Annotated in this window: 20 protein-coding genes; 5 read left to right on the top strand and 15 right to left on the bottom strand. The window is 62.3% G+C overall.

Annotated features, from left to right (window positions below):
- Positions 1–228: 228 nt before the first annotated feature.
- From A7K61_RS23705 to A7K61_RS23685, 5 genes are all read right to left on the bottom strand, one after another.
- Positions 229–984, bottom strand: a complete 756-nt coding sequence (locus A7K61_RS23705; protein WP_069558483.1) for an SDR family oxidoreductase — start codon at positions 982–984, stop codon at positions 229–231.
- Positions 974–1,777, bottom strand: a complete 804-nt coding sequence (locus A7K61_RS23700; RefSeq protein WP_069558482.1) for an SDR family NAD(P)-dependent oxidoreductase — start codon at positions 1,775–1,777, stop codon at positions 974–976. Before A7K61_RS23700 ends, A7K61_RS23705 begins: the two co-directional genes overlap by 11 nt.
- Complete coding sequence (locus A7K61_RS23695) at positions 1,770–2,591, bottom strand: molybdenum cofactor biosynthesis F family protein (RefSeq protein WP_047711253.1); 822 nt, start codon at positions 2,589–2,591, stop codon at positions 1,770–1,772. The genes A7K61_RS23700 and A7K61_RS23695 overlap by 8 nt, the downstream gene beginning before the upstream one ends.
- A 13-nt stretch (positions 2,592–2,604) precedes the next feature.
- Positions 2,605–2,970 carry a cupin domain-containing protein gene (locus A7K61_RS23690; RefSeq protein ID WP_069558481.1) on the bottom strand — a complete coding sequence of 122 codons (366 nt, stop codon included), beginning with the start codon at positions 2,968–2,970 and terminating at the stop codon, positions 2,605–2,607.
- 134 nt (positions 2,971–3,104) lie between these two features.
- Positions 3,105–4,403: an FAD-binding oxidoreductase gene (locus A7K61_RS23685; protein WP_069558480.1), complete on the bottom strand. Its 1,299-nt coding sequence runs from the start codon at positions 4,401–4,403 to the stop codon at positions 3,105–3,107.
- Positions 4,404–4,610: 207 nt separating this feature from the next.
- Between A7K61_RS23685 and hpaR the strand changes: the two genes are divergently transcribed.
- Positions 4,611–5,033, top strand: a complete 423-nt coding sequence (hpaR, locus tag A7K61_RS23680; protein WP_044269224.1) for a homoprotocatechuate degradation operon regulator HpaR — start codon at positions 4,611–4,613, stop codon at positions 5,031–5,033.
- A 123-nt stretch (positions 5,034–5,156) separates the two neighbouring features.
- Here the strand turns inward: hpaR and hpaI are convergent, their stop codons facing one another.
- The 8 genes from hpaI to A7K61_RS23640 form a co-directional block, all read right to left on the bottom strand.
- Positions 5,157–5,957 carry a 4-hydroxy-2-oxoheptanedioate aldolase gene (hpaI, locus tag A7K61_RS23675; RefSeq protein ID WP_069558479.1) on the bottom strand — a complete coding sequence of 267 codons (801 nt, stop codon included), beginning with the start codon at positions 5,955–5,957 and terminating at the stop codon, positions 5,157–5,159.
- A 16-nt stretch (positions 5,958–5,973) separates the two neighbouring features.
- Positions 5,974–6,777, bottom strand: a complete 804-nt coding sequence (hpaH, locus tag A7K61_RS23670; protein WP_047711249.1) for a 2-oxo-hept-4-ene-1,7-dioate hydratase — start codon at positions 6,775–6,777, stop codon at positions 5,974–5,976.
- A gap of 11 nt (positions 6,778–6,788) precedes the next feature.
- Entirely contained in the window at positions 6,789–8,093 is a 1,305-nt protein-coding gene (locus A7K61_RS23665) for an MFS transporter (protein WP_003192395.1), read from the bottom strand.
- Between the two features lie 134 nt (positions 8,094–8,227).
- The gene (locus A7K61_RS23660; protein ID WP_069558478.1) at positions 8,228–8,620 is read right to left on the bottom strand and encodes a 5-carboxymethyl-2-hydroxymuconate Delta-isomerase; all 393 of its coding nucleotides are present in this window, start codon (positions 8,618–8,620) and stop codon (positions 8,228–8,230) included.
- Between the two features lie 15 nt (positions 8,621–8,635).
- Positions 8,636–9,493, bottom strand: a complete 858-nt coding sequence (gene hpaD, locus A7K61_RS23655; protein WP_069558477.1) for a 3,4-dihydroxyphenylacetate 2,3-dioxygenase — start codon at positions 9,491–9,493, stop codon at positions 8,636–8,638.
- A 154-nt stretch (positions 9,494–9,647) separates the two neighbouring features.
- Positions 9,648–11,108 (bottom strand): 5-carboxymethyl-2-hydroxymuconate semialdehyde dehydrogenase, encoded by a 1,461-nt coding sequence (gene hpaE, locus A7K61_RS23650; RefSeq protein ID WP_047711247.1) that lies wholly within the window; start codon positions 11,106–11,108, stop codon positions 9,648–9,650.
- Between the two features lie 5 nt (positions 11,109–11,113).
- Positions 11,114–11,884: a fumarylacetoacetate hydrolase family protein gene (locus tag A7K61_RS23645; protein ID WP_069558476.1), complete on the bottom strand. Its 771-nt coding sequence runs from the start codon at positions 11,882–11,884 to the stop codon at positions 11,114–11,116.
- The gene (locus A7K61_RS23640; protein WP_069558475.1) at positions 11,881–12,546 is read right to left on the bottom strand and encodes a fumarylacetoacetate hydrolase family protein; all 666 of its coding nucleotides are present in this window, start codon (positions 12,544–12,546) and stop codon (positions 11,881–11,883) included. Before A7K61_RS23640 ends, A7K61_RS23645 begins: the two co-directional genes overlap by 4 nt.
- 128 nt (positions 12,547–12,674) lie before the next feature.
- On the opposite strand from A7K61_RS23640, the gene hpaA reads away from it, so the two are divergent.
- From hpaA to A7K61_RS23625, 3 genes are all read left to right on the top strand, one after another.
- Positions 12,675–13,535 carry a 4-hydroxyphenylacetate catabolism regulatory protein HpaA gene (hpaA, locus tag A7K61_RS23635; RefSeq protein WP_069558474.1) on the top strand — a complete coding sequence of 287 codons (861 nt, stop codon included), beginning with the start codon at positions 12,675–12,677 and terminating at the stop codon, positions 13,533–13,535.
- A 522-nt stretch (positions 13,536–14,057) separates the two neighbouring features.
- Positions 14,058–14,876, top strand: coding sequence for a type III secretion protein (locus tag A7K61_RS23630; protein WP_241771021.1), 819 nt, complete (start codon positions 14,058–14,060; stop codon positions 14,874–14,876).
- Positions 14,877–14,912: 36 nt separating this feature from the next.
- Positions 14,913–15,767, top strand: coding sequence for a hypothetical protein (locus A7K61_RS23625; RefSeq protein ID WP_256558033.1), 855 nt, complete (start codon positions 14,913–14,915; stop codon positions 15,765–15,767).
- Here the strand turns inward: A7K61_RS23625 and A7K61_RS23620 are convergent.
- Both A7K61_RS23620 and A7K61_RS23615 read right to left on the bottom strand, forming a co-directional pair.
- Complete coding sequence (locus A7K61_RS23620; protein WP_069558484.1) at positions 15,764–17,188, bottom strand: efflux transporter outer membrane subunit; 1,425 nt, start codon at positions 17,186–17,188, stop codon at positions 15,764–15,766. The two genes, A7K61_RS23625 and A7K61_RS23620, sit on opposite strands and share 4 nt — an antisense overlap.
- Positions 17,188–17,982 carry a helix-turn-helix transcriptional regulator gene (locus tag A7K61_RS23615; RefSeq protein ID WP_047711242.1) on the bottom strand — a complete coding sequence of 265 codons (795 nt, stop codon included), beginning with the start codon at positions 17,980–17,982 and terminating at the stop codon, positions 17,188–17,190. The genes A7K61_RS23620 and A7K61_RS23615 overlap by 1 nt, the downstream gene beginning before the upstream one ends.
- Before the next feature lie 490 nt (positions 17,983–18,472).
- Between A7K61_RS23615 and A7K61_RS23610 the strand changes: the two genes are divergently transcribed.
- The gene (locus A7K61_RS23610; RefSeq protein ID WP_069558473.1) at positions 18,473–24,742 is read left to right on the top strand and encodes a non-ribosomal peptide synthetase; all 6,270 of its coding nucleotides are present in this window, start codon (positions 18,473–18,475) and stop codon (positions 24,740–24,742) included.
- The last annotated feature ends 189 nt before the right edge of the window (positions 24,743–24,931 follow it).

Genomic DNA, 24,931 nt, shown 5'->3' with positions numbered 1-24,931 from the left:
CGGGGCGCCTGAGATCAAAAGCAGATCAAGATCAAGAGCGACTCGCTTCGCATCGTGGTTACCGTCTGCTGCTACAGCCCCCAAAGTTGTGTAGATACCTATGCTGCGATAGCGAACTGTCAGTTGGCATATCAGTGCGCCCAACCGCCATCGCAGGCAAGCCAGCTCCCACAGGGGATTGCGCTTAACTGACTGGCATTGTGACAAGCCCCACAGTTAGTTCGGGTTTCAGGTTTCGGGTAGGGTAGACCCACCATCCACCACCAGCGTCTGCCCAGTGATATAGCCCGCCAGGTCAGAGGCCAGAAACACCATCGCCCCGGCAATATCCGCCGCTGCGCCCAGGCGTCCCAGCGGCACACGGCGCGCGATGCTGTCATTCACGGCCGCGTCGCCCAGGTTATCCATCGCCGGGGTGGCGATCATGCCCGGCTCTACGCCGTTGACCCGCACATTCAACGGCGCCAGCTCCAGCGCTGCATTGCGGATAAACCCATTCACCCCGGCCTTGGACGCCGCATAGTGGCTCAGCCCCGGATAACCGACACGGTTGCCGGTAACCGAAGACGTCACCAGCACGCAGCCCCCGCCTTGGGCGCGAAACCTCGGCAACGCCGCCTGGGTCAGCCAGAACAGCGCCGACAGGTTCACCGCCAGGGTGCGCTCCAGAATCGCTGGGGTGATGTCGGCAAAGGCGGTCAGCGGAAAGTACCCGGCGTTGTGCACCAGCACATCCAGTTGCGCCAAGCCTTGGACGCAAGCAAACACCGCTTCGGCATCCGCCAGGTCAACGCCAACGGCTTCCACTTGATAGCCCTGCGCGCGCAACTCGGCAGCCACGGCTTCAGCCTGTTCAAGCAGACGGTCGGCAATCACCACCCGCGCACCGCGTTCGGCAAAGGCTTGGACGATGCCCAGGCCAATGCCTTGGGCGCCGCCGGTGACCAGCACGAGCTGGCCGCTGAAATCCAGGTCACTGGGCATGGGCAGGCTCCAGGCGCGTAAACGCCAGCGTCGGCACGTCGACGATGCTGGAGCCACCGTCCGCCACCAAGGTGGCGCCGGTAATGATCGAGGCGTCGTCGCTGGCCAGGAAGCGGCACACCTTGGCGATCTCGTCGGCACGGGCGGCGCGCCGCAGCGGTACATCGGCACACACCCGTGCATAGGCCTGCTGCAAGGTCTCGCCGTACGCCTCCATCAACGGCTGCATCTCGGCGTCGGCCATCGGCGTGTGCACCCAGCCTGGGCACACCGCGTTCACCCGCACGCCATGGGGCCCATAGTCACGGGCCAGCGAGCGGTTGAGCCCAAGCAACGCATGCTTGGCGGTGGTGTAGCCACACACCTCGGGGCCTGCTGCCAATGAGGCGATGGAGCCAATCAGCACCATGTTCCCGGCGCTTTCCTGCAACAGCGGCAGGCAGGCGCGAGCGCTGTAGAACGCACTGTCGAGGTTGCTGCGCAGTGCGCCTTCCCAGGTGGCCGGGCTGGTCTGGGTCGCGCTGCCCAGGCCGTGGCCACCGGCACAGGCCAGCAGCACATCGAGGCGCCCGAAGTGGGTGCGGATTTGCTGGATGAAACCGTCCCAGGTGTCCGGGCAGGCGGCATCGCCCACCAGGATCAGCCCGCCGGTGTCCTGCGCCAACTGTTCCAGTGGCTCACGGCGCCGACCGATCAGCACCAGCTGTGCGCCTTCCTGTGCGTACAAACGTGCGCAGGCGGCGCCGATGCCGGTGCCGGCCCCGGTGATCACCACCGTGCGCGGCTCAGTCACGGGGGTACTCCGTGCGGTTGAGCACCTGGCAATAGGAACTGATCGGGAAGTTCGACAACGCGTCGAAGGACGCCCCGGCATAGCCGAAGATCTTGCCGTCGCTGCGGTGCTGTTGCAGGTCGATCAGCACCAGGCCGAGGGTCGGCACGATCTTCTCCTGCCAGACGAACAGGTACAGCTGTTCGGCGATTTTGTAGTAATGGCAGCGGTCGGTGTCGCACAGGCCTTTCTCCACGCCCTCAAGGCATTGCCAGGCGTAGAACCGTGGGTTGAGGTAGATGTGTTCGTAGACCTCGCTGGGGCTGTAGCGATAGTGGTTGCGCAGGCCGACCAACTCGTCGGTGGGGGCGTGCAGGCAGTGGCCATCCTGCCACGGCCGGTCGAGGCTGCCGTGGAGGAAGTCGACCTGTACCGAGGTCAGCGGTTTGCCGGCCAGGGCGCGGTGGTACAGGCCTTCGTGGGTCTCTGCCGGTTCTGGCATACGGCCAATCACGGCGGTAAAGGAGGCAGTTGGCGTGTCCAGCACCAGACTGATCGACCAGCTTTGCCCAGCCTCGTGCTTGATAAAGTCCACCAGGTACAGGCCCGGGCGAATCGAGCTGGCGCGGTAGGCGGCGCTGCCGCTGGAGTGGCCATCGGCGGCGTGCCAGGCCAGGCGCTCTTGTTCGAAACGGTGTTCGATCTGCCAGCCATTGGCAAAGTGCAGGGTGAACGTCTGGCCGGCCAGGTCGGCCAGGTTCGGCAGAATGAACGCTTCGGGTGCAAAACCCTCAGCCAGGGCGCCTACGGTGATCCAGTCAGATGAATTCGACATGGCAACGCCTCCCTTACACGATGGCGAAGTAGTGTTTGACGAAACTTTCACTGACCACTTCCCACAGCACGGGCGTGCCTTTGGTTACGAACCAGCTTTCACCGGCCTTGTAGCGGGTGGACTGGCCGGTGGATTCATCGGTGAGTACCACTTCGCCGGTGACTATCGTGGCCTGTTCGGCGAACGGGTAAACCATGCGGAACTTGCCCTGGGTGGTGCCGAAGTACGCACTGCTGACCGCATCGGTGGGCGCGCCGAAGGTCATCTTGCCGAAGGCGCGTACTTCGCCTTCGAGGATTTGCGAGCCGAGGTCGGCCACGGTGCCCCAGGCGTCGAGTTCCGACAGCTGGACGTTGTGTTTGATAGCGGTAAGGGTCATGGCAGATGCTCCTGATACATACGAGATTTTTGTAGGAGCGAGCTTGCTCGCGAAGAGCGTCCTGACACCGCGATTCACCGCAATGCCCGCGTTATCGTTGACGTTCTTCGCGGGCAAGCCCGCTCCTACAGGGGTTAGCGGCGACCGTTCCAGTAGCCGGAAAGTTGGTGCCAGGATTTGCCCGCCGTCAGCAGCAGGGGGCGAATCGCGTCCTTGCCGATGATGGTGGGGCGGGGGATTGAACTGACCAGGTCATAACGCGCCGAGCCTTCGCTCATGCCTTCGGCCAGTACCTTGCAGATGATGTGGCTGGGGGTGACACCAAAGCCGGAATAGCCCTGCACGAAAAACGCATTGCTGCGCCCCGGCAAGGTGCCCACCTGCGGGAACAGGTTCGGGCTGCACGCCATCGGGCCGCCCCAGGCCAGGTCGATTTTCACGTCCTTGAGGTAGGGGAAAATCTTCAGCATCAGCTGGCGGTTCCAGGCTTTCAGATCGCCGGGAATGTGCTCCACCAACGGCGTGGCGGCGCCGAACAGCAGGCGGTTTTCATTGGTCACGCGGTAGTAGTCGATCACCGGGCGGATGTCGCTATACGCCCCACGGATCGGGCTGATGCGCTGGATCAACTCTTCGGACAACGGCTCGGTCATCATCTGGAACGCGTAGGTGTTGATGGTCGAGCGGTGCAGTTCCGGCTCCAGCTTGTTGAGAAAGCTGTCACAGGCCCACAGCAACTTGCTGGCGCGTACCGAACCGCGACCGGTGCGCACGGTGATGCGCTCGCCGTAGCTGACTTCCAGCGCCGGGCTGTTCTCGAAGATTTTCACACCATGGCTGACCAGCGCGGTGGCTTCGCCCAGCAGCAGGTTGAGTGAATGCACATGCCCGCCGCCCATGTGCAGCAGGGCGCTGGTGTAGGCGGTGGAGCCGATGATCTGCTGCACGTCAGAGCCGCCCAGAAAGCGGATTTCGTGCTGGCTGTTGATCGACTTGAAGTCCTTCTCCCAGGCGCGCAGGGTTTTTTCCTGGCGGGCGTTGAAGCCCATGTAGCCGTAGCCGTGGCAAAAGTCCGCGTCGATGTTGTACTTGGCGATGCGGTTCTTGATGATGTCGGCGCCCAGGTCGCTGATCTCGAACACCTGGCGCAGGCCGTCTTCGCCCACGTCCTTCTTGATCTTCTCCAGGTCATGGCCGATGCCTGCCATGATCTGCCCGCCGTTGCGGCCCGTGCCGCCAAAGCCCAGGTAGCGCGCTTCAAGCACCACAATGTTGGTGATGCCTTTTTCCGCCAGCTCAAGGGCCGTGTTGATCCCGGAAAAGCCGCCGCCGATGACCACGACGTCCGCGTCGATATCCTGTTCCAGGGTGGGGAAGCTGAGGTTGTATTTCTTGGTAGCGGTGTAGTACGTGGGGGTTTCGATGTTGATCATGGCGCAGCCTGAAAAAGTGAAGGAAGGCGCTAAAGCGGATGCCTCCATTAGGGCCCCTGGCGGGCTGGAAGTCTTGATCCTGCGTGCCCGGGTTTTTGATTCAGCGCGCCACGGGCGAGGGCACCTATAAGTTATAGCGCGCTCGCCGGCCGGGAATGTTAGAGTTTCGTTAAACTATTAACTAAATACTTCGTGACCCTGAGCCCTATGTCCACACCTCGACAATCCCTGACCCTGGCCTTGCTGCAAGCGCGCGAGGCCGCGATGAGTTTTTTCCGTCCTTCCCTGAATGAACACGGCCTGACCGAACAGCAATGGCGCATCATCCGCATCCTTGAACAGCACGGTGAGTTGGAGATCTATCAACTGGCGGAGCTGGCCTGCATCCTCAAGCCGAGCATGACCGGCGTGCTGGTGCGCATGGAAGCGGCCGGCATGGTGCACCGGCGCAAGGCCGAACAGGACCAGCGCCGGGTGCTGATTACCCTGGCGGACAAGGGCAAGGCGAGTTTCGAGTCCATGAGCCAGTGCATGGAGGCCAACTATCAGCGTTTGCAGGATCAGTTGGGCGCAGAGAAATTCCAGACCTTGTTGGGGTTGCTGGATGACTTGAAGAACATCAAGCGATAAACCAACAGCTGAATCACCACCGATCAACTGTGGGAGCTGGCTTGCCTGCGATAGCGCCGGGTCAGCTGGCTTATCTGTCGGTGACACACCGCTATCGCAGGCAAGCCAGCTCCCACATGGATTTCAGTAGACACCACCGGTATTGGCAGCCACAGGTACGCCTTTGAACTTCCCGGCCAGGCTTTGCAACCCGCGCATCAACACCGAGGTATCCACCCCCACCGCCACGAACGTTGCTCCCAGCTCGATATAGCGCCGTGCGAGATTTTCATCGGCGCTGAGAATCCCCGCGGCCTTACCCGTTCGAACAATACGCACGATGGCATCCTCAATCGCCGCCTGCACTTCAGGGTGCCCCGGGTTACCGCGATGCCCCATGGCCGCGCTCAAATCCGCAGGGCCAATGAACACCCCGTCCACGCCTTCGACGGCGGCGATGGCGTCCAGATTGGTCAGGCCCTCGGCGTTCTCAATCTGCACCAGCAGGCACATCTGCGCATCGGCCTGGTCGAGGTAGTCGGTGATGCTGTTCCAGCGCGAAGCGCGGGCCAGGGCGCTGCCGACCCCGCGAATACCCTGGGGCGGGTAGCGCAGGGCGCGCACCAGTTCCCGGGCCTGGGCGGCGCTTTCTACCATGGGCACCAACAGCGTCTGCGCGCCGATATCCAGCAGTTGCTTGATCAGCGCCGTGTCGCCGATCACCGGGCGAATCAACGCCTGGCTGGGGTAGGGCGCGATGGCCTGTAGCTGCGCGAGCATGTCTCCCAGTTGATTGGGCGCATGTTCGCCGTCGATCAGCAGCCAGTCGAAACCGGCGTTGGCGGCCAGTTCGGCGCAGTAGGCGTTGGCTAGGCCCAGCCACAGGCCGATCTGTACGTCGCCGTTGTGCAGGCGTTGCTTGAAGCGGTTGACAGGCATGTCCATGACAGCACTCCTGGGTTCAGACGAAGCGGCAGGCAATCGAGCCGAGCAGGTCGTAATCGACGTGGAAGGTATCGCCAGGGCGGGCCGCGACCGGGCGGGTAAACGAGCCGCCGAGAATCACCTGGCCGGGCAGCAGGGTGACGTCATAGGGCGCCAGCTTGTTGGCCAGCCACGCCACGCCTTTGGCCGGGTGGTTGAGCACCGCCGCCGACACCCCGGACTCCTCGATCACGCCATTGCGATACAGCACCGCCGGCACCTTGCGCAGGTCGATCTCGGTGGGGCGCACGGCGCGGCCGCCGAGCACCACACCGGCATTGGCGGCGTTGTCGGAGATGGTGTCGAACACCTTGCGGGTGGCGTTGGTGTGGGGGTCGACCTGCTGGATGCGGGCGTCGATGATTTCCAGCGCCGGGATCACCCATTCGGTGGCGTCGAGTACATCGAACACCGTGCAGTTGGGGCCCTTGAGCGGCTTGCCGAGGATGAAGGCCAGTTCCACTTCCACCCGGGGCACGATGAAGCGCTCGAAGGGGATGTCGCTGCCTTCGTCGAAAAACATGTCGTCGAGCAGGGCGCCGTAATCGGGTTCGGTGATATTCGACGACACCTGCATCGCCCGAGAGGTCAGGCCGATCTTGTGGCCCTTGAGCGTGCGCCCGGCCTTGATCTTTTGCGCGACCCATTCACGCTGGATGGCGTAGGCGTCCTCGATCGTCATGCCGGGGTAGTCGAGGGAAAACTGACGCACCTGTTCGCGGCTGCGTTCGGCACGGTCCAGGTGGGCGGCGGCCGCGAGGATTTGCTGGGAGTCGAGCATGGCAACGGTCTCTAGTGTGGGTTGACGATGGCGGCCTGGGTGCGCAGCACCAGCAAGCCACCGAGGGCGATAAACAGGGCAAGTACGTACAAGGCCAGGCTGGCGCTCTGGGTGGCGTCGCGCATCCAGCCGATCAGGTACGGCGCGAGGAACGCCGCGATGCTGCCGAACGAGCTGATCATGGCGATGCCCGCCGCCTGGGTGGTGTGGGAAAGAAACGCCGGCGGCAGTTGCCAGAACATCGGCAGCGCGGCACTGGCGCCCATGCCGGCGACCACCAGCCCGCTCATCACCAGCAGCGCATTGCCGGGCGCCAAACCCGCCACGGCGATACCGAGCGCCGCCATCAGCAGGGGCACGCACAGGTGCCAGCGGCGCTCGCGGTGGCGATCGGACGAGCGCCCGCAGCCGAGCATGAAGAAGCAGCCGGCCAGGTACGGCACGGCGCTGAGCAAGCCGACCTGGCTGTCACGGCCGATGCCGGCGCCGTGGATCAGGGTGGGCATCCAGAACGCCAGGGTATTGACCGCCAGCATCACCGCAAAGTACACAGCCACCAGCAGCCACACCTGCGGGTCTCGCAGGATGCCGCCGAACGAGGTGATGGTCTTGCGCTGTTCCTCGTTGCTCAATTGGGTGCGCAGTTGCTGTTTTTGCTCGGCAGTCAGCCAGTGCACCGACTCGAAGCTGTCCGGCAACCACTTGAGTACCACCAGCCCCAGCAGCACCACGGGCGCGCCTTCGATCAGGAACATCCACTGCCAGCCGCGCAGGCTGCCGACGTCGTGGAAGTTCTCCAGGATCGCCCCGGAAATCGGCCCGCCCAACACCCCGGCCATGGGCACCGCAATGGCAAACAAGGCAGTGACCTGGGCGCGACGGCGCGCCGGGTACCAGCGGTTGAGGAACACCAGGATCCCCGGGAAAAACCCGGCCTCGGCCACCCCCAGTAGAAAGCGCAGCACGTAGAACCCGCGCGCGCTCTCCACCCACAGCATGCCGGTGGAGAGCAGGCCCCACACCACCATCAGGCAGGCGATCCAGCGCCGTGGCCCGACGCGGTCCAGGGCGATGTTGCTGGGCACGCCGAACAGCGCGTAGGCGATGAAGAACAGGCCGGCGCCGAAGCCGTACACGGTGTCGCTGAAGTGCAGGTCGCTGCTCATCTGCATCTTGGCAAAGCCGATGTTGATGCGGTCCAGATGGGCAAACAGGTAACACACCAGCAACAAGGGCATCAGGCGCCAAGTCACCAAACGATGGGTGCGGTCGTGCTCGGCAAGCTGCAGGCTTGCAGTGGAATGGGCTGTGCTCATGGTGGTGTTCTTTTTGTTGTAGGAGCGAGCTTGCTCGCGAAAAACGTTAACGAAAACGCAGCGTTGTTGGGTCCGCGGTGCCTGTGGGTTTTTCGCGAGCAAGCTCGCTCCTACAGGGGAGAGGCGGGGGCGTTTCAGCTTGCCGGGTTGTTCAGGAACGCATGCACATTGTTCTGCTTGAAGTTGAGCTGCGGGTGCAGCTCGATCATCTCGAACGACAGCGCCAACAAGCGCTGCGCCTGCAACTCGGCGAAGTGCTCGGTAATCACCGCGAACACTGCTTGGGCGACTGCTTCGCGGGTTACCAGGTCGCGGCCGTGGCCGACCTTGAGGGTCATGTGCACAAAGGCATAGTCGTGCTTGCCGTCGGCCATGCGCCATGTGTCCAGGCGCACGCCGCGACTGCGAATGCCGCCCAGCGGAAACACACCGCTGTCGCCCAGCACGCGGTGGACTTTTTCAAACAGACCGGGCAAGTCGGCCTGCGGTTCGAGGTTGTCGGTGTACTCAGCGATAAAGTGCGGCATGGGGCTCTCCCAGGGTTAAAGCGGGAAAATTGCGTTGATCTGGCCGGTGCCCGAACTGCCGAACGGCGGCGTGATGATCTCGGCCGGCTTGGCATAATCCGGCCCACCCAGCAGGCCCAGGAGCATGGCGGTGTCGTGCATCTTGCCTTCGCCAAAACAGTGTTCGGCGTAGTCGGGTAGCATGGCGCAGAACTCCTTGAAGCGACCTTGCTTCCACATTTCCACGACATGCAGGTCCACCTGCTTGTCGAATTCGCGGGTCCAGTTGTGGATATTCGCCTCAGCCTCGCGGTCGTCCGAGAACCGATGGGACAGCGAGCCGGAAGCGAGCACCAGCACCTTGCGGTCGCTCTTTTCAATCGCCCGGCGCACGGCGGCGCCGAAGGCGAAGCTGTCTTCCAGGCGATGCCAGGCGCACCAGGCGGCGATGGAAATCACCTTGAATTTCTCTGCGTCGGGCACCCCCATATGCATGTAGCGCATGGGCACCAGGGTGCCGTATTCCAGCTCCAGGCTCGGGATGTTATGGGCCATGCTGCGCACGCCGGCCAGGTTGGCTTCGGCGGCGATCAGCTCGCCCAGTTCGGGGCAGCCGGGGTAGGCGTAGTCCATGTTCTTGATGAAGTGCGGCAGCTCGTTGCTGGTGTAAGTGCCCTGGAACTGTTCACCGCCATTGACGTGATAACCGCTGTTGACCAGCCAGTGCACGTCGAACACCACTGCAGTGTCGGCCCCCAGTTCGCGGGCACGTCGGCCGATTTCCTTGTGCCCGGCAATCGCCGCTTCGCGACAGCCGTGATGCTTGCCGGGCAGTTCCGACAGGTACATCGACGGTACGTGGCAGATCTTCGCTGCCAGAACCACTTCGCCCATGATGACTCTCCTGAATAATTATTCTTGTATGGCCTATGAGGTCCCTGTGGGAGCTGGCTTGCCTGCGATGGCATCGACTCGGTACGGCTGAACGACCGCGGTGTCTGCATCGCGGGCAAGCCCGGCTCCCACAGGAGGCTTGTTTGATCCTGGGCTACACGCCCCAGCGTGGAATGTGATGACTGCCCATGGAAATACACACGTTCTTGATCTCGGCAAACACTTCGAAGCTGTACTGGCCACCTTCACGCCCGGTGCCCGAGCCTTTGACCCCGCCGAACGGCTGGCGCAAATCCCGCACGTTCTGGCTGTTGATAAATACCATGCCCGCTTCGATACCGCGCGCCAGGCGGTGGGCCTTGCCGATGTCCTGGGTCCAGATGTAGGAGGCCAGCCCGTACTCGGTGTCGTTGGCCAGTTGCAGCGCCTCGGCTTCATCCTTGAACGGAATCAGGCACACCACCGGGCCGAAGATTTCTTCCTGGGCGATGCGCATCTGGTTGTTCACGTCGGCAAACACGGTCGGCTGGATAAACTGGCCGCGGCGGAGGTGCGCCGGCAAGTTGGCCGGGCGCTCCAGGCCGCCGGCCAGCAGCGTGGCGCCTTCCTCCAGGCCGATCTTGATGTAGCCGGTGACCTTGTCGTAATGAGCCTGGGTGATCATCGAGCCGACCTGGGTGTTCGGGTCCTGAGGGTCGCCGACGATCAGGCGCTTGGCCCGCGCCGCGAACTCGGCGACAAATTGTGGGTAGACGCTTTCCTGGATAAAGATCCGGCTGCCAGCGGTGCAGCGCTCGCCATTGAGGGAAAAGATCGTGAACAACGCAGCGTCGAGCGCGCGTTCCAGGTCGGCGTCTTCAAAAATCAGCACCGGCGACTTACCGCCCAGTTCCATGGAGTACTTTTTCAGGCCAGCGCTCTGCATGATTTTCTTGCCGGTGGCGGTGCCGCCGGTAAAGGAAATCGCCCGCACGTCCGGGTGGCGCACCAGTGCATCGCCAGCGGTGGCGCCGTAGCCCTGGATCACATTGAGCACGCCGTTGGGGATCCCGGCTTCCACCGCCAGGCGCCCCAGTTCATTGGCCGTCAGCGGCGACAGCTCCGACATCTTCAACACCGCCGTATTGCCCAGCGCCAGGCACGGCGCGGTCTTCCAGGTGGCGGTCATGAACGGCACGTTCCACGGCGACACCAGCGCGCACACGCCTACCGGCTGGTACAGGGTGTAGTTGAGCATCTGGTCGTCCACCGGGTAGGTGTGGCCGTCCATGCGGGTGCAGACTTCCGCGAAGAAGTCGAAGTTGTGCGAGGCACGCGGGATCAACACATTTTTGGTCTGATGGATCGGCAGGCCGGTATCGAGGGTTTCCAGCTCGGCCAGGTGGGGCACGTTCTGTTCGATCAACTCGCCCAGTTTGCGCATCAAGCGTGCGCGCTCCTTGGCTGGCGTATTGGCCCACTTGGGAAACGCCGCCTTGGCCGCCGCCACGGCCTGCGCGACTTCTTCGGCACCGCCGCTGGCCACTTCGCCGATGGCCTCGCCGGTGGCCGGGTTGTAGTTGATAAAGGTGTCTTTGCTTTCGACCTCACGGCCGTTGATCCAGTGTTTGATCATGGTGCTCAAGCCTCTTTGCGCGCGGAGAAAAACTCCGTTTCACTGACAATACGGTTGACCAGGCGGCCCACACCTTCGACTTCCACCACTACTTCATCGCCCGGCACCACATCGGCCAGGCCCTCGGGCGTGCCGGTGGCGATCATGTCGCCCGGTTGCAGGGTCATGAAGCTGGACAGGTATTCGATGAGGTAGGGGATATCGAAAATCATGTCTTTCGTGCTGCCTTCCTGGCGCAGTTCGCCGTTGATCCAGGTGCGCAGCTTCAGGTTGCCTGGGTTCGGCACATCGGCCACGTCGACGATCCATGGGCCGACCGGGGTGGTGGCGTCGCGGTTTTTCACGCGAAGGTTAGGGCGGTAGTAATTCTCGAGGTAGTCGCGGATCGCATAGTCGTTGCACACCGTGTAACCGGCCAGGTAGTCCAGGGCGTCGGCGCGTTTGACGTTGCGCGCGGTCTTGCCGATGACCGCCACCAGCTCGCACTCGTAGTGCATGTAGGCGACGTTGTCCGGGCGCCAGGTGAGCTGGCGGTGGCCGGTGTAGGTGCCCACCGATTTGATAAAGGCCAGCGGTTCGGTCGGCGGTGTAAAGGCCAGTTCGGCGGCGTGGTCGGCGTAGTTCAAACCCAGGGCGAACATGTTGCCGGTGGCGGGTGGCAGCCATTGCACCTGGTCTTCGGCCAGCAACCGCCCATCCTCCAGACGTACGCTGCAGTCGGCTTGCACCAGCACGTTGTGGGTTGCACCTTCAAAACGGATACGTGCGCGTTTCATGCTGATGCCTCTGCTGCAATGGTGTTGCTCAGGCGGCCAATGCCGGTGATGTCGACCTCGACCTGATCGCCTGGCTGTACATCCACGCGGCCGTCCGGGGTGCCGGTGATCAGCACGTCGCCGGGGTACAGGGTCATGAACTCGCTGATCTCGGCGATCAATTGCGGAATGTCCCGTACCCAGTCCGCGGTGGAGCTTTCTTGGCGCAGCTCGCCATTGACGAACAGCTTGAGGCTCAGTTGGTTGGGGTTGGCGACTTGATCCCGCGCAATCACCTGCGGGCCCAGGGCGCAAAAACCATCGCGGCATTTGGCTTTGACGGCGGGGCGGTAGTAGCTGTCTTCCGGCAGGCTGAATTCATTCACCACCACATACCCGGCCACATGGGCCATGGCGTTCTCCAGGCTGACACGGCTGGCGCGCTGGCCGATTACCACGCCCAACGCCGGGCCCGGTTGCAGGCGTTCGCCCGCAGGCTGCAGCACGACGCCGCCATGGCCATTGCGGGTGTTGGGCGTCTTGATAAATAGCACCGGCTTGGTCGGCGGGTTCTGGTAGGGCGCCTGTTGGAAGGCGGCGAGATGCTGGTCCAGCAGGCCCTGGAAGTTCAGCGCAACGCCGAACAGGGTGCCGCTGGCAACATCATGCAGGGTACGGCTCATGCGTTTCTCCTGGCGGTGACGACGGCTGCATAGGCAGTTCGTTAAGTTGTTAACGTTATAATTAATATGTTAACTACCGTCAAGCGTGGCACACTGCGCTGGCCTCACAACAACAAGAAGAGAGCCCCGTGAAGCCGATCCCCAACATCAACATCGGGCAGGTCTACGACCAGCGCTACAGCGATGCCGAGGTGCATTACGACAAGCTCGGCAACCTGGCGGGTTTTTTCGGGCGCAATATGGCGGTGCATCGCCATGACCGGTTTTTCCAGGTGCATTACGTCAAGAGTGGCGCGGTGCGTGTGTATCTGGATGACCGCCAGTACGTTGAATCGGGGCCGATGTTTTTTCTCACGCCGCCTACGGTGGCTCACGCTTTTGTCACCGAAGCGGATGCCGATGGGCATGTGTTGACGGTGCGCCAGCAGCTGGTATGGAGTTTGATCGACGCCGATCCCAGCCTTGCCTCCGGTGCGGCCTGCGTGGCCTTGACCGGGGATGCCGAGGGGCTGGAGCAACTCTTCGAGGCACTGTGCAGTGAGATCAACGCTGAACGGGCAGGGCGCGCCGCCGCCCTCGACAGCCTCACAAAGCTGATCATGATCCGCCTGCTGCGACTGTGCGCCCACGCCCAGCCGGCACGCCCGACAGCCCATGAAGACCTGCGCATCTTCCATCGTTTCAACGAGCTGATCGAAGCCCACTACCTGGAACATTGGCCGTTGGCGCGTTATGCCGAAAGTATTGGCGTGACCCAGGCGCGGCTCAATGAAGTGTGCCGGCGCATAGCCGACCTGCCCTCCAAGCGCCTGATCCTGGAGCGGCTGATGCAGGAGGCCAAGCGCCTGCTGTTGTTTACCGGCAGTTCGGCAAATGAAATCTGCTACCAACTGGGGTTCAAGGACCCGGCGTATTTCAGCCGGTTTTTCTTGCGGTATGCGCAGATGACGCCGGGGGAGTATCGGGTACGGCAGGCGGGGATGCGCTGATAAGGGGTCGGACAAAAAACGCAACGTTGAGGAATTGGCTGATAGTGGTCCGTTAAGTGAGAAGGATGGTGTTACCTGTCGAGCCGGAACCTTTCCCCCCGCCTGGCCACGCAAGAGGACTTGTTCAGTGCCGGGTTCGGCAGTGGCAGTGGGCAAGTAGTGCTAGACAGTTTGCGATTATCCTCTTTCGATCAAATGAGACGCCCTACCATGCTCACGCACACTCAGCCTGCTTATTCTCCTGCGCACTCAACGTTTACATCGCCTGGTAAAACCCGTGATCAGGCAGTGACAGATCGACCCAATCACGTTGGTAAATTACCGGCACATTCTCCGATTGGCCCACGTGTTAACTCAAACCGGGACGCAGAGCTGGGGGAGCTGTTGAAGTTGTTGGGTACATTAGTGGTGTCACTTAAAACCTGGATGAGCAGGGAGAATGAGGCGCCGAAACCACAGCCACCCGTTACGGCTTACCCAATTCCACTTGTGAGGTCACCGCACAGGCCGCTGGTTAATACCGTGCCGGCACCGGACACCGTTCCAACCATCAGGCGTGAGTGGAAAGAACAATTGGCACCGTTCATGAACCGGTCGAACCTGGCCAGTACCCGTAACGCGTTGGATACCGAACTTATTGAGATGTTCTCAGATAAAAACTATGAGCCAATCACTGCGTTTATGTCTGAAAAACCCAAAGGTCAAAAGCCTGACGATCTGCGCAATGGGTTGCGTGCCACGTATGAGAACTTTCCTTATCTGGGTGCTCTGGGCCGAGAGGAGCACGTGGCCGCGATCAAGGTAGCGATGGCCACGTTCGGGCAAAGCCCAGCCGGGATTTTCAAGCACGTCGCCAAACATGGTGACCACTATGACGTGACGATGCGAGACGGCTTCAAGCTGACAATCACCGTTGAAGAACTTGAACTGGCGGCCAAGGCGGCAAAGTTCAGTGGCGGCGATGAAGGCATGGTCAAGGATGCGCAATTTCTGTTTGCTGTGATGAGCAAGCGTCAATACCGGGAGCTTGAGCGCGACAGCGCAACGGACCCCTTCATGAGCCTGTACGGCAAAGACAGTGCGTACCACGCCCATCGCACTTATCCCGGTGTGCTGTCGGGGGCCGGAGGCGGCATCGACGGTGATACGGCGCTGTCCTATCTGGGGCTTAAAGAACATCTGCAGGTCATCGATGCCCGTGCATTGGGCACGCAGGTCGGCGTGCCATTGGACAAGGGCGCACGAAACAAGAACGGCGTGATTATTGAGGGCGTGATGGAGGGGCAGTTATATAACACGCCAGTTTCACCGTCATTGAAGGTGGTCACGCTTCGCGGGTGATTTACAGTATTTAGTGAATAATAGGGGTTATTCAACATGTTAGTGTCTTCTGTTAACACTGCTGCTTTTGGTCATGCCAGGGCAAGCGACGCCGTCACTTCTTCACGTGTTTTGCCCTTCGCCAACGCCTCTGCCCCGACTGGAACTTCTGAACAACTCAGTCGCCTGGTAGGCGAATTGGAGCGTTTGTTGGCGCTGTTATCTGTGCGGTTAAAACCTGAAGTCAATTCAACACCTTTGCCTGCGCAGGTTTCCGATAACCGCACCATCAGACGTGACGAGTTCTTGAAAGGTACGCCTGCAAATACGGGTATCAAGCCTGGTGATATTTTCAAAGACTTTTACCAATTGGCCGAAGGTAATTGCGTGACGATATCTGCGATTAAAGCCGCGGTGATGAGGTTCGGCCATAACCCTCACGGTATTTACAAAACCATTGAGGCCACCGATAGCGGCTATCGCATTGTCATGCGCGATGGGTTCAAGCTGCACATCACCCATGACGAACTGAAGCAGGCCAAGGCCGGCGCCAACTTCGGCACCGACCGGCCCAACGATGTTCTGGTCAATGCGCAGTTTTTATACGCTGTCAGTGCCAAACGCGCCTATCTTGAAAATAATGACGGGGAGGCCAACAAGAGCTTTGCCGCCGCCATGCTCAGCCTCAATGATGGTGAGTACCCGGGGCAGGCGTTGCGTCGCCTGGGCTTGAAAGACTTCGTTGCGCCCGCAACCCTCCAGGACTTCCTCAACGGCGCCATCGGCACGGTCAACAGCGGGTTTCATTCGATGGCCGCTGTGGGCGGCTTCGTGGACAGTTATGGGCACAAACAGCCGCTGGATAACCGCGACGCGAACCGTTACGCCGCGGCTGGGCTCAAGTTGCTCTAACGTGCAGCCGCCAGGTTTGGCCACTCACTCCACGCACCACCCAGCGCCGTATACAGATTCACCTCGGCGACCAACTGCGCCAGTCGGTCCACAATCAGCGCCTGTTGCGCGCTGAACAGCGAACGCTGCGCATCGAGGAACGTCAGGTTGCTGTCCACGCCACTGCGGTAGCGGTGCTGGGCCAGGTTGTAATAGGTCTGGTTGGCCTCGACGAAATCCCGTTGCGCCGCCAGTTGGTCGTTGAAGGTCTGGCGTGCGGCGAGGCCGTCGGCCACTTCCTGGAAGGCAGCCTGGATGGATTTTTCGTACTGGGCCACGGTGATGTCTTTTTGCAGCTTGGCGTAATCGAGGCTGGCGCGCAGGCTGCCGGCGTTGAAGATCGGCAGGTTGATCTGCGGCTGGAAGGTCCAACTGCCTGAGCCGCCCTTGAACAGCCCCGACAGCTCCTTGCTGGTGCTGCCGGCGTTTGCCGTGAGGGTCACGGAAGGAAAGAACGCAGCACGGGCCGCACCGATATTGGCGTTGGCCGCCTGCAGTTGGTATTCGGCCTGGAGGATATCCGGGCGGCGTTGCAGCAGGTCGGAGGGTAAGCCGGCGGGCACGCGGGCGACCAGATCGTCGGCCAGCGGGCGCGCAGGCAAGTGTTCATCCACCGGGCCACCCACCAGCAGGGTTAGGTTGTTGAGGTCCTGGGCCACCTGGCGCTCATAGCGGGCCACGCTGGCGCGAGTGCTTTCCACCGCTGTGCGCGCTTGCACCACGTCCAGCGCCGAGGCTTTGCCTGCGCTTTTACTGCGGCGGGTCAATTGCCAGCTGTGGTCGTTGGCCACCAGCGTTTGCTCGGCCAGGGCCAGCAGTTCCTGATCGGCCCGCCAGGTGAGGTAGGCATTGGCGACGTTGGCCACCAGGCTCAATTGCGCGCTGCGCCGCGCTTGTTCGCTGCCCAGGTAAGTGAGCAGCGCCTGTTCGCTGAGGCTGCGCACGCGGCCAAACAAATCCAGCTCATAGGCGCTCAGCCCCAAGGTGGCGGAATAGCTGGAGGTGATCGCTGACTTGCCGGTGCCGGTCACGCTTCCTGGCAACTTCTGGCGCTTGCCGGTGCCGGTGGCGGAGATCGCTGGGAACAAATCCGCGCGCTGGATACGGTACTGCGCCTGGAACGCCTGCACATTCAGGGCTGCCACCCGCAGGTCACGGTTGTTGACCAGTGCATCATCAATCAGCTGTTGCAGCGCTGGGTCGTGGAACAGCTGCTGCCAGTCCGGGTTCTGCGCCAAGTTGCCAGCCTGCGCCAGGCGGTAGACACCGCCTTGGGGGTACTGCGCAGGCGTCGGCGCCGCTGGCTGCTGGTACTCGGGGATCAGCGAGCAACCGCCGAGCATCCAGGCCATGCCGAGGGTGCACAGCGTCTGTTTATTCATCAGGCGCCCACCATCCATTTGGCCAGGCCATGTCGGCCGCTCACGCCCAGCTTGGCGGCGGCGCGCTTGAGGTAGGTCTCGATCGAGCTGTTTTTGACGCTGAGTTTCTGTGCGATTTGCGGCACGGTGCCGCCGGTCAGCAGGCCCAGGCACACTTCCTGTTCCCGCGCCGAAAGGGTGATGTCGCTCAAAGACAAGCGCTTGTAGAACTCACGCTGCAACTGCGATTGTTCCAGCAGAGTATGGGCGGGCTCTGTCTCGGCATGCGGCGCCTGGCGCAGGCACTGGGCGTGCCGCTCCATCAACGGCAACAGCGTGTCCGACAGGCACTTGAGAAACGACAGCTCAGCCAGGGAAAACCCCTGCTGGGTCGGCGGGCGGTAGAACGAAATCACACAGCGTCGATTGCCTTGGCGTGATACCAGGTTGCACTGGTGCGAGGTGCCGCGCGGGTGCGCGCTGTTGGCCTTGGCGTTCATCTGGATCAGCAGCGGATCTTGCATGTGCAGCATCTGCCGCAACAACGGGTGGTCGTTCAGCGCATGCAAGGTCTGGGGCACAGACAAATCCTTCTTCACCCCGGCGCTGCCCAGTAGCTTGATGTCCAGCACGCGGTCGCGCAGTTCATCCAGGGTCCACTCGCTGAGGTCCACCAGGTGAATCGGTACCCACTTGCCCACCAGCTGCAACATGGTGGCGGCGAAATGTTCGTCGCCGCTGTTTGAAATCAACTCGCCCATTTCGGCATAAAAAAGCGGGCCGCATGTGTCGCCAATACTTGAGGTCAGACTCATAGCCATCTCATCCTTGATGTCGAAAACCGTCAACGGTTGCCCAGGGCCTGCGCAGGGCGCTCCGTACTGCTTGAACGTAACTCGGCGTTCGAGATGTTATTTAGCCATAGGGATTTGTCCTACGTATGTAGCGGAAACGAGGGACACAAGCTGCCATAAAAACTGCGCCATTAAACCGACGTTTCTCGTGAATTAAGCCGGCTACGTACAGGCGTAAGTTATTTTTAGGCTTGGTTAACTTATTGATGTAAATGATGAATTTATAAAATAAAGAGGTTGCCAAGAGGCTCGAGATGGATTCGATGTAGCCAATCTCCTACAACGCTTTAATCGTTTCAGTCATGAACCTTCCACCAAGGCCTATCCATCCATTTGAATGTCCGGGTTTCGGGTGTCAGACACCCCTGGGCGCCCATGCTCAAATCCGGCCACTTCGGTGTAATGGGCCACCTCTGCGCGGCCAGTGCCTGACCTCCATGAGAAGGATCTTATGCAGCATTCCTCCAGCCTGCCGGCCCGCTTCCCCCTCACTGGCCCCCAACAAGACATTTGGCTCGACCAACTGCGCGTGGGCGACTCGCCGCTGTACAACATTGGCGGCTACCTGGATTTTGCCGGCACCGTCGAGCCCGAACGCATGCAGCGTGCCGTCGCACTGTTGGTGGCACGTCACGATGCACTACGCACTCAACTGCACACCGACGCCAATGGCCTGCCTGGGCAAACATTCGCCCCTGAGCTGAGGGTGGAAATGGCGCTGCATGATTTCTCCGCGCTGCCTGACCCATCGGCGGCAACCCAAGCCTTGATGCAGGCGCAAATGGGCCGGCCCTACGCCCTGAGCGGCGAACCACTGTGCCGGTTTTTCCTGGTCAAACTTGACGATGATCACTACCGCCTCGGCACCCAGGCTCATCACCTGATCCTCGACGGCTGGGGCTTCGGCCAGATGCTGCAATCCCTCGCGCAGCTCTACAGCGCCCTGGAGCATGGGCGCGACACTGAGCCGCTGGCGCCGTCCTACATCGACTTTATCGACACCGACCAGCGCTACCTGCAATCGGCCCGCTACGCCCGCGACCGCGACTATTGGCTGGGTAAATACCAGGTGCTGCCCGAACCACTGCTCACCCCCAGGCACAACGCCAAGACGTCGAGCAACACTTGGGTGCAAGGCTTCCCGGTGCAGTTGCAGAGCCGCATGGAGCAGGTTGCCAACCACTACCAGGCGTCGGCCTTTCATGTGTTGCTGGCGGCGATGTATGTGTATTTCACCCGCACCAGCCAACGGCAGGAATGGGCGGTGGGGCTGCCGATACTCAACCGCTCCAACGCGCGTTTTCGCGCCACTGTGGGCCTGTTCACCCAGGTCAGCGCGGTACGTTTTGCGTTCAGCGAGGGCGTGTCTTTCGTTGCCCTGGTGCGTGGCATTCGTGATCAGCTCAAGCAGGACTTTCGTCATCAGCGCTTCCCGTTGAGTGAGATGAACCGCGAGCTGGGCTTGCGCCGAACGGATCGCGGGCAACTCTTTGACGTGTCGGTATCGTTCGAGCAGGACGACCACGATCTGCGCTTCGGTCAGGTCCAGGCCCGCGCGATCAAGGTTTCCAATCAGCATGAAGCGCTACCGCTCGCCATTCACCTGCGCAGCCATCGTTACCAGGACAATGCCTGGCTGCATTGCGTCTACAACGAGGCGTATTTCCAGGCGGGCGACGTGCAGGCATTGGCCCAGCGCTTCATCGGGCTGCTGGAACAGGGGCTGGAAGATACTGCGCTGCCCATCGGTGAGTTTTCCATGCTGTTGCCCCAGGAGCAGGCCCGATTGCAGCACTGGAACGCCACTGCGCAGCCCAACGCCACGCCGCAAACCCTGCACCAGCGCATTGAAGCCCAGGCCGCACGCACGCCCCACGCTATTGCGGCGATGTATCAGGACCGCGCACTGAGCTACACCCAACTCAACCGCCAGGCCAATGCACTGGCCCATCAACTGGTGGCGCTCGGTGTACAGCCCGATGACCGTGTTGCGATCCTGGCTCGGCGTGGCCTCGACACCCTGGCGGGGCTGTTGGCGATCCTCAAATCCGGCGCCTGCTACGTACCGCTCGACCCGGCCCATCCCGCCGAACGCCTGGAGTACCTGCTGCACGACAGCGCGCCCGTGGCCATCCTGACCCAGCACGATTTACGCCAGCGCCTGCCCGTCTCGACGCTACCGGTGATCGCCCTGGAGCCTGGCAATGCGTCCATCGATAGCAACCCTCAAGTCGCAGTCACGCCGTCGAACCTGGCCTATGTGATTTATACCTCGGGTTCCACCGGCTTGCCCAAGGGCGTGATGGTTGAACATCACAGCGTGTCGAACCTGGTGGACTGGCATTGCCAGGCGTTCGACCTGCACGCGGGCAGCCACACCGCCAGCGTCGCCGGCTTCGGTTTTGACGCCATGGCCTGGGAGGTCTGGCCGGCGTTGTGCGTGGGCGCGACCTTGCACCTGCCACCGGCCCAGGAGGGCGCGGAAGATATCGACGCGTTGCTTCACTGGTGGCGCTCGCAACCGTTGCAGGTGTGTTTCCTGCCCACGCCGGTGGCCGAATATGCGTTCAGCCAGGGGCAGGGGCATCCCACCTTGCGCACCTTGCTGATCGGCGGCGACCGCCTGCGCACCTTCACCCAGGCACAGACGTTCGCGGTGGTGAACAACTATGGCCCCACCGAAGCCACCGTAGTGGCGACCTCGGGGCGTGTCGAGGTGGGCCAGCCGTTGCATATCGGCGCGCCGGTCGCCAATGCCCAGGTCTACCTGCTGGACGCGCAACAACGCCCGGTGCCGATTGGCGTGGCGGGGGAGTTGTATGTCGGCGGCAAGGGTGTGGCGCGGGGGTACCTGAACCGTCCGCAACTCAGTGCCGAACGTTTTCTCGACGACCCTTTCAGCGGCGCTCGCCTGTACCGCACCGGCGACCTGGCGCGCTGGCTGCCAGACGGCAATCTCGACTACCTGGGGCGCAATGACGACCAGGTGAAAATCCGTGGCATGCGCATCGAACTGGGAGAAATCGAGTCGGCCCTGGCCCGCCATCCGGCGCTTCAGGATGCAGTGGTGCAGTTTCGCGACGGGCAATTGTGGGCGTGGTTTGTGCCACGTCAGCCTGTGGAAATCGAAGCACTGCGCACCCACCTGCAAGCCTCGCTGGCGGACTACATGCTGCCCGCGGCTTACGTGCGCCTCGACGCGTTGCCCCTCACCGCCAACGGCAAGCTCGACCGCCGAGCCTTGCCGGCGCCGACCCAGGACGCCTTTATTACCCGTCGCTTCGAAGCGCCACAGGAGGGCGTGGAAACCACACTGGCGCAGATCTGGTCCGAGTTGCTGAACGTGCAACCAGTGGGTCGCCATGACCATTTCTTCGAGCTGGGCGGGCATTCGCTGTTAGCGGTGCAGCTGGTGCAGCGCATGCGCGAGGCCGGCCTGCGCGCCGACGTGCAGGTGCTGTTCGGCCAGCCCACCGTGGCGGCGCTGGCGGCGGCGTGTGGCGGTTACGAACAGGCGGTGCCGGCCAATCGAATCCCGGCCGGTTGCACCCATATCACCCAGGACTTGCTCGCCCTGGCCGAACTCGATCAACCCAGCCTCGACCGCATCGTCGCCGGCATTCCTGGTGGCGCCGCCAATGTGCAGGACATCTACCCGCTGGCGCCGTTGCAGGAAGGGTTGCTCTACCACCACCTCACCGACGCGCACGACCCGTACCAGCAACAGGCGCTGTTCAGTTTTGCGCACCGCGAGCAACTGGAGGCCTTTGCCAGTGCCCTGCAACAGGTGATCAATCGCCACGATATTTTGCGCACCAGCCTGGTGTGGGATGCCCTTGAACAACCGATGCAGGTGGTGTGGCGCCAGGCGCAGTTGCGGGTTAAACCGCTGCGCGAACCGGCGCAACCCCTGGACTTGCGCCAGGCGCCGCTGATGGCCCTGGATTACGCCGAGGAGCCCCAGCACCAGCGCTGGGTCGCCAGGTTGCGCTTTCATCATCTGGTCAACGATGCCACGTCGACCACGCTGCTGATGGACGAGATTCGTGCCCATCTGTTGGGCCAACAGGCACAACTGCCGGTGCCTGTGCCTTATCGCAACATGGTCGCGCAAGCCCGCTCAACGGCTCGCCAGGCGGCGCACGAGGCGTTCTTTCGGGAGCGTCTGGCGGATGTCGATGAGCCGACGTTGGCGTTCGGCCTACAGAAACGTCAGGCCCTGCGTGCCGAGACCGAAGAGGCGCAGCGCTCGCTCAGCGACGCGCTCAATCTGCGCCTGCGCAGCCAGGCCCGAGCCCTGGGGGTCAGTGCCGCGAGCCTTTTCCACCTGGCCTGGGCTCAGGTGCTCAGCCGTGTCGCGGGCCGCGAAGATGTGGTGTTCGGTACCGTGCTGCTCGGCCGCTTGCAAGCCGGTGAGGGGGCCGAGCGGGCCTTGGGCATGTTTATCAATACCTTGCCGCTGCGCCTGCGCCTGGCCGGGCAAAGCGTGGCGGATGCGCTGCACGACACTCACGCGCAACTGAGCGCTTTGCTCGCCCACGAACAAGCGTCCCTGGCGTTGGCCCAGCGTCGCAGCGGCGTGCCGGAACTGTTCAACAGTTTGCTCAACTATCGTCACACCTCAGCGGACCCTGGGCTGAACCTTGTGCCGGGCATTGCCTTGCTTAGCAGTGAAGACATCCTCAGTTACCCATTGATGCTCACGGTGGACGACATGGCCAGCGGCTTCCGGCTCAAGGTCATGGCCCCGGACACAGTGGGCGCTGAACCTGTCTTGAGCTACTTCGACACCGCGCTGAACGGCCTGCTGGACGTATTGGAAAGCACGCCGGATATGCCGCTGCGCGGTGTGCAGGTGCTGCCCGCGAGCCAATTGCGTACTCTATTGGTGGACCTCAACGCAACCTCCACCGACTCCCCACACACGCTGACCGTGCAAGCGCTGTTTGAAGCCCATGCGCGGCGAATCCCCGATACCATCGCCGTGCAGGCGGGTCAGCACGCATTGACCTACCGCCAACTCAACGAACGTGCCAACCAACTGGCGTTTCACTTGCGTGAGCACGGCGTACAGCCTGACTCGCGAGTGGCGTTGTGCGTGGAGCGCGGGTTGGACTTGGTGGTGGGCTTATTGGGAATTCTCAAGGCGGGCGGCGCCTATGTGCCGCTCGACCCAGGTTACCCACGCGAGCGCCTGGCCTACATGCTCACAGACAGCCAGCCAGTGGCACTGTTGGTACAAGCTGCAACTCGCGAAGGGGTGGGCGATGTCTCGATCCCGCTGATCGACTTCGACCACTGCACCTGGAATCAGGCACCGATCGACAATCCAAGCGTGCCAGGCTTGAGCGTCGCCAACCTCGCCTATGTGATGTACACCTCGGGCTCCACCGGCACGCCCAAGGGCGTGATGATCGAGCACCGTGGCCTGGGCAACCTGTTGCATTGGGGCTCGCAACTGTGCCCGAACGCCGGAGGCGGCGCCTTGTTGCAGCGTGCGCCGTTCAGCTTCGATGGATCTGTGTGGGAGCTGTTCTGGCCGTTGAGCAACGGCATGCGTCTGGTGTTGGCGCGGCCCGATGGGCACCGTGAACCGGCGTACCTGGCCCAGGTGATTCGTGAGCAGCAGATCAGGGTGATCCAGTTCGTGCCCGCCATGTTGCAGCAGTTTCTGGACCTGGAGGAATCGGCCCTGTGCACCAGCCTCACCGATATAGTGTGCGGCGGCGGTGAACTCACCGCCGCCCTGGCCCGTGGCGTGCAGGCGCGCTTGCCCACGGTGCGCTTGCATAACGTGTATGGCCCCACCGAAGCCACGGTGGACAGCTGCGCCTGGACCCTCGAACCCGGCGCGCCGGTGCCCGCCTTGCAACTGCCGATTGGCCGACCCATCCACAACACCCGCCTGTATGTGCTGGACGCCCATGATGCGCCGGTGCCCATGGGTATCAGCGGCCAACTGCACATCGGCGGCGTCGGCGTTGCCCGTGGTTACCTGGGCTTGGAACAGCTGACCGCCGAACGCTTTATCGACAGCCCTTTCGTGCCCGGCGACCGCCTGTATCGCACCGGCGACTTAGTGCGCTACCTGCCCGACGGCAATCTTGAGTTCCTTGGGCGTAATGACTTCCAAGTCAAACTGCGCGGCGTGCGCCTGGAGCTGGGCGAGATCGAAGCACGCCTGGCGACCCACCCGGCGTTGCATGAGGTGGCGGTGCTGGTTCGCGATGAGCGCCTGGTGGCCTACTTCACCCTGCGCGGCCAGGCGCCGAGCCTGCAAGCCTTGCGTGACCATGTGCTGGAGCACCTGCCGGAATACATGGTGCCGGCCGCCTTCGTGCAACTCGACGCACTGCCCCTCAATCCCGCCGGCAAACTCGACCGCAAGGCCCTGCCGGCACCGGGGCTGGAAGACGTCCTTAGCCGAGCCTACGAAGCGCCAGTGGGCGAGGTGGAAACCCTGATGGCCGGGATCTGGGCCGAGGTGTTGAAGCTCGAACGGGTAGGGCGCCATGACCACTTCTTTGAACTGGGCGGGCACTCCCTACTGGCAGTGAACCTCGTCGCCCGTCTGCGCAAAGCCGGGCTGGACGTGGACGCGCGCACCCTGTTCAGCCAGCCCACGCTGGCGCAACTGGCCGCAAAAACAGCGGCGCAGGCCCCGCGTGTAGAAGCGCCCCAAACCGCCATCCCCCAGCTCAACCGCCGCCGAAGGATTTAGCTTAGGCACTGCGATCCAATGTGGGCGCTGGCGTGCCTGCTATGGCCATAGGTATCTACACAATTTAGAGCCGACGCGGGACCTGTGGCGAGGCAGCTTGCTCCCGTGACGGCCCCGGCGGCCAGCGCATATCTACCTGACACACCGCTATCAAACGGTGGGAGCGGGCTTGCTCGCGAAGGCGGCCTG

The organism is Pseudomonas sp. AP42, assembly GCF_001728935.1.
GTDB lineage: Bacteria > Pseudomonadota > Gammaproteobacteria > Pseudomonadales > Pseudomonadaceae > Aquipseudomonas > Aquipseudomonas lactis.
This window is presented reverse-complemented; position numbering and strand designations above follow the sequence as displayed.

What these genes read in the sequence shown, in the direction of transcription:
- A7K61_RS23705 (WP_069558483.1), bottom strand. Translation starts at nt 984, where the DNA reads ATGCCCAGTGACCTGGATTTCAGCGGCCAGCTCGTGCTGGTCACCGGC.
- A7K61_RS23695 (WP_047711253.1), bottom strand. Translation starts at nt 2,591, where the DNA reads ATGTCGAATTCATCTGACTGGATCACCGTAGGCGCCCTGGCTGAGGGT.
- A7K61_RS23690 (WP_069558481.1), bottom strand. Translation starts at nt 2,970, where the DNA reads ATGACCCTTACCGCTATCAAACACAACGTCCAGCTGTCGGAACTCGAC.
- A7K61_RS23685 (WP_069558480.1), bottom strand. Translation starts at nt 4,403, where the DNA reads ATGATCAACATCGAAACCCCCACGTACTACACCGCTACCAAGAAATAC.
- hpaR (WP_044269224.1), top strand. Translation starts at nt 4,611, where the DNA reads ATGTCCACACCTCGACAATCCCTGACCCTGGCCTTGCTGCAAGCGCGC.
- hpaI (WP_069558479.1), bottom strand. Translation starts at nt 5,957, where the DNA reads ATGGACATGCCTGTCAACCGCTTCAAGCAACGCCTGCACAACGGCGAC.
- hpaH (WP_047711249.1), bottom strand. Translation starts at nt 6,777, where the DNA reads ATGCTCGACTCCCAGCAAATCCTCGCGGCCGCCGCCCACCTGGACCGT.
- A7K61_RS23665 (WP_003192395.1), bottom strand. Translation starts at nt 8,093, where the DNA reads ATGAGCACAGCCCATTCCACTGCAAGCCTGCAGCTTGCCGAGCACGAC.
- A7K61_RS23660 (WP_069558478.1), bottom strand. Translation starts at nt 8,620, where the DNA reads ATGCCGCACTTTATCGCTGAGTACACCGACAACCTCGAACCGCAGGCC.
- hpaD (WP_069558477.1), bottom strand. Translation starts at nt 9,493, where the DNA reads ATGGGCGAAGTGGTTCTGGCAGCGAAGATCTGCCACGTACCGTCGATG.
- hpaE (WP_047711247.1), bottom strand. Translation starts at nt 11,108, where the DNA reads ATGATCAAACACTGGATCAACGGCCGTGAGGTCGAAAGCAAAGACACC.
- A7K61_RS23645 (WP_069558476.1), bottom strand. Translation starts at nt 11,884, where the DNA reads ATGAAACGCGCACGTATCCGTTTTGAAGGTGCAACCCACAACGTGCTG.
- A7K61_RS23640 (WP_069558475.1), bottom strand. Translation starts at nt 12,546, where the DNA reads ATGAGCCGTACCCTGCATGATGTTGCCAGCGGCACCCTGTTCGGCGTT.
- A7K61_RS23625 (WP_256558033.1), top strand. Translation starts at nt 14,913, where the DNA reads ATGTTAGTGTCTTCTGTTAACACTGCTGCTTTTGGTCATGCCAGGGCA.
- A7K61_RS23620 (WP_069558484.1), bottom strand. Translation starts at nt 17,188, where the DNA reads ATGAATAAACAGACGCTGTGCACCCTCGGCATGGCCTGGATGCTCGGC.
- A7K61_RS23615 (WP_047711242.1), bottom strand. Translation starts at nt 17,982, where the DNA reads ATGAGTCTGACCTCAAGTATTGGCGACACATGCGGCCCGCTTTTTTAT.
- A7K61_RS23610 (WP_069558473.1), top strand. Translation starts at nt 18,473, where the DNA reads ATGCAGCATTCCTCCAGCCTGCCGGCCCGCTTCCCCCTCACTGGCCCC.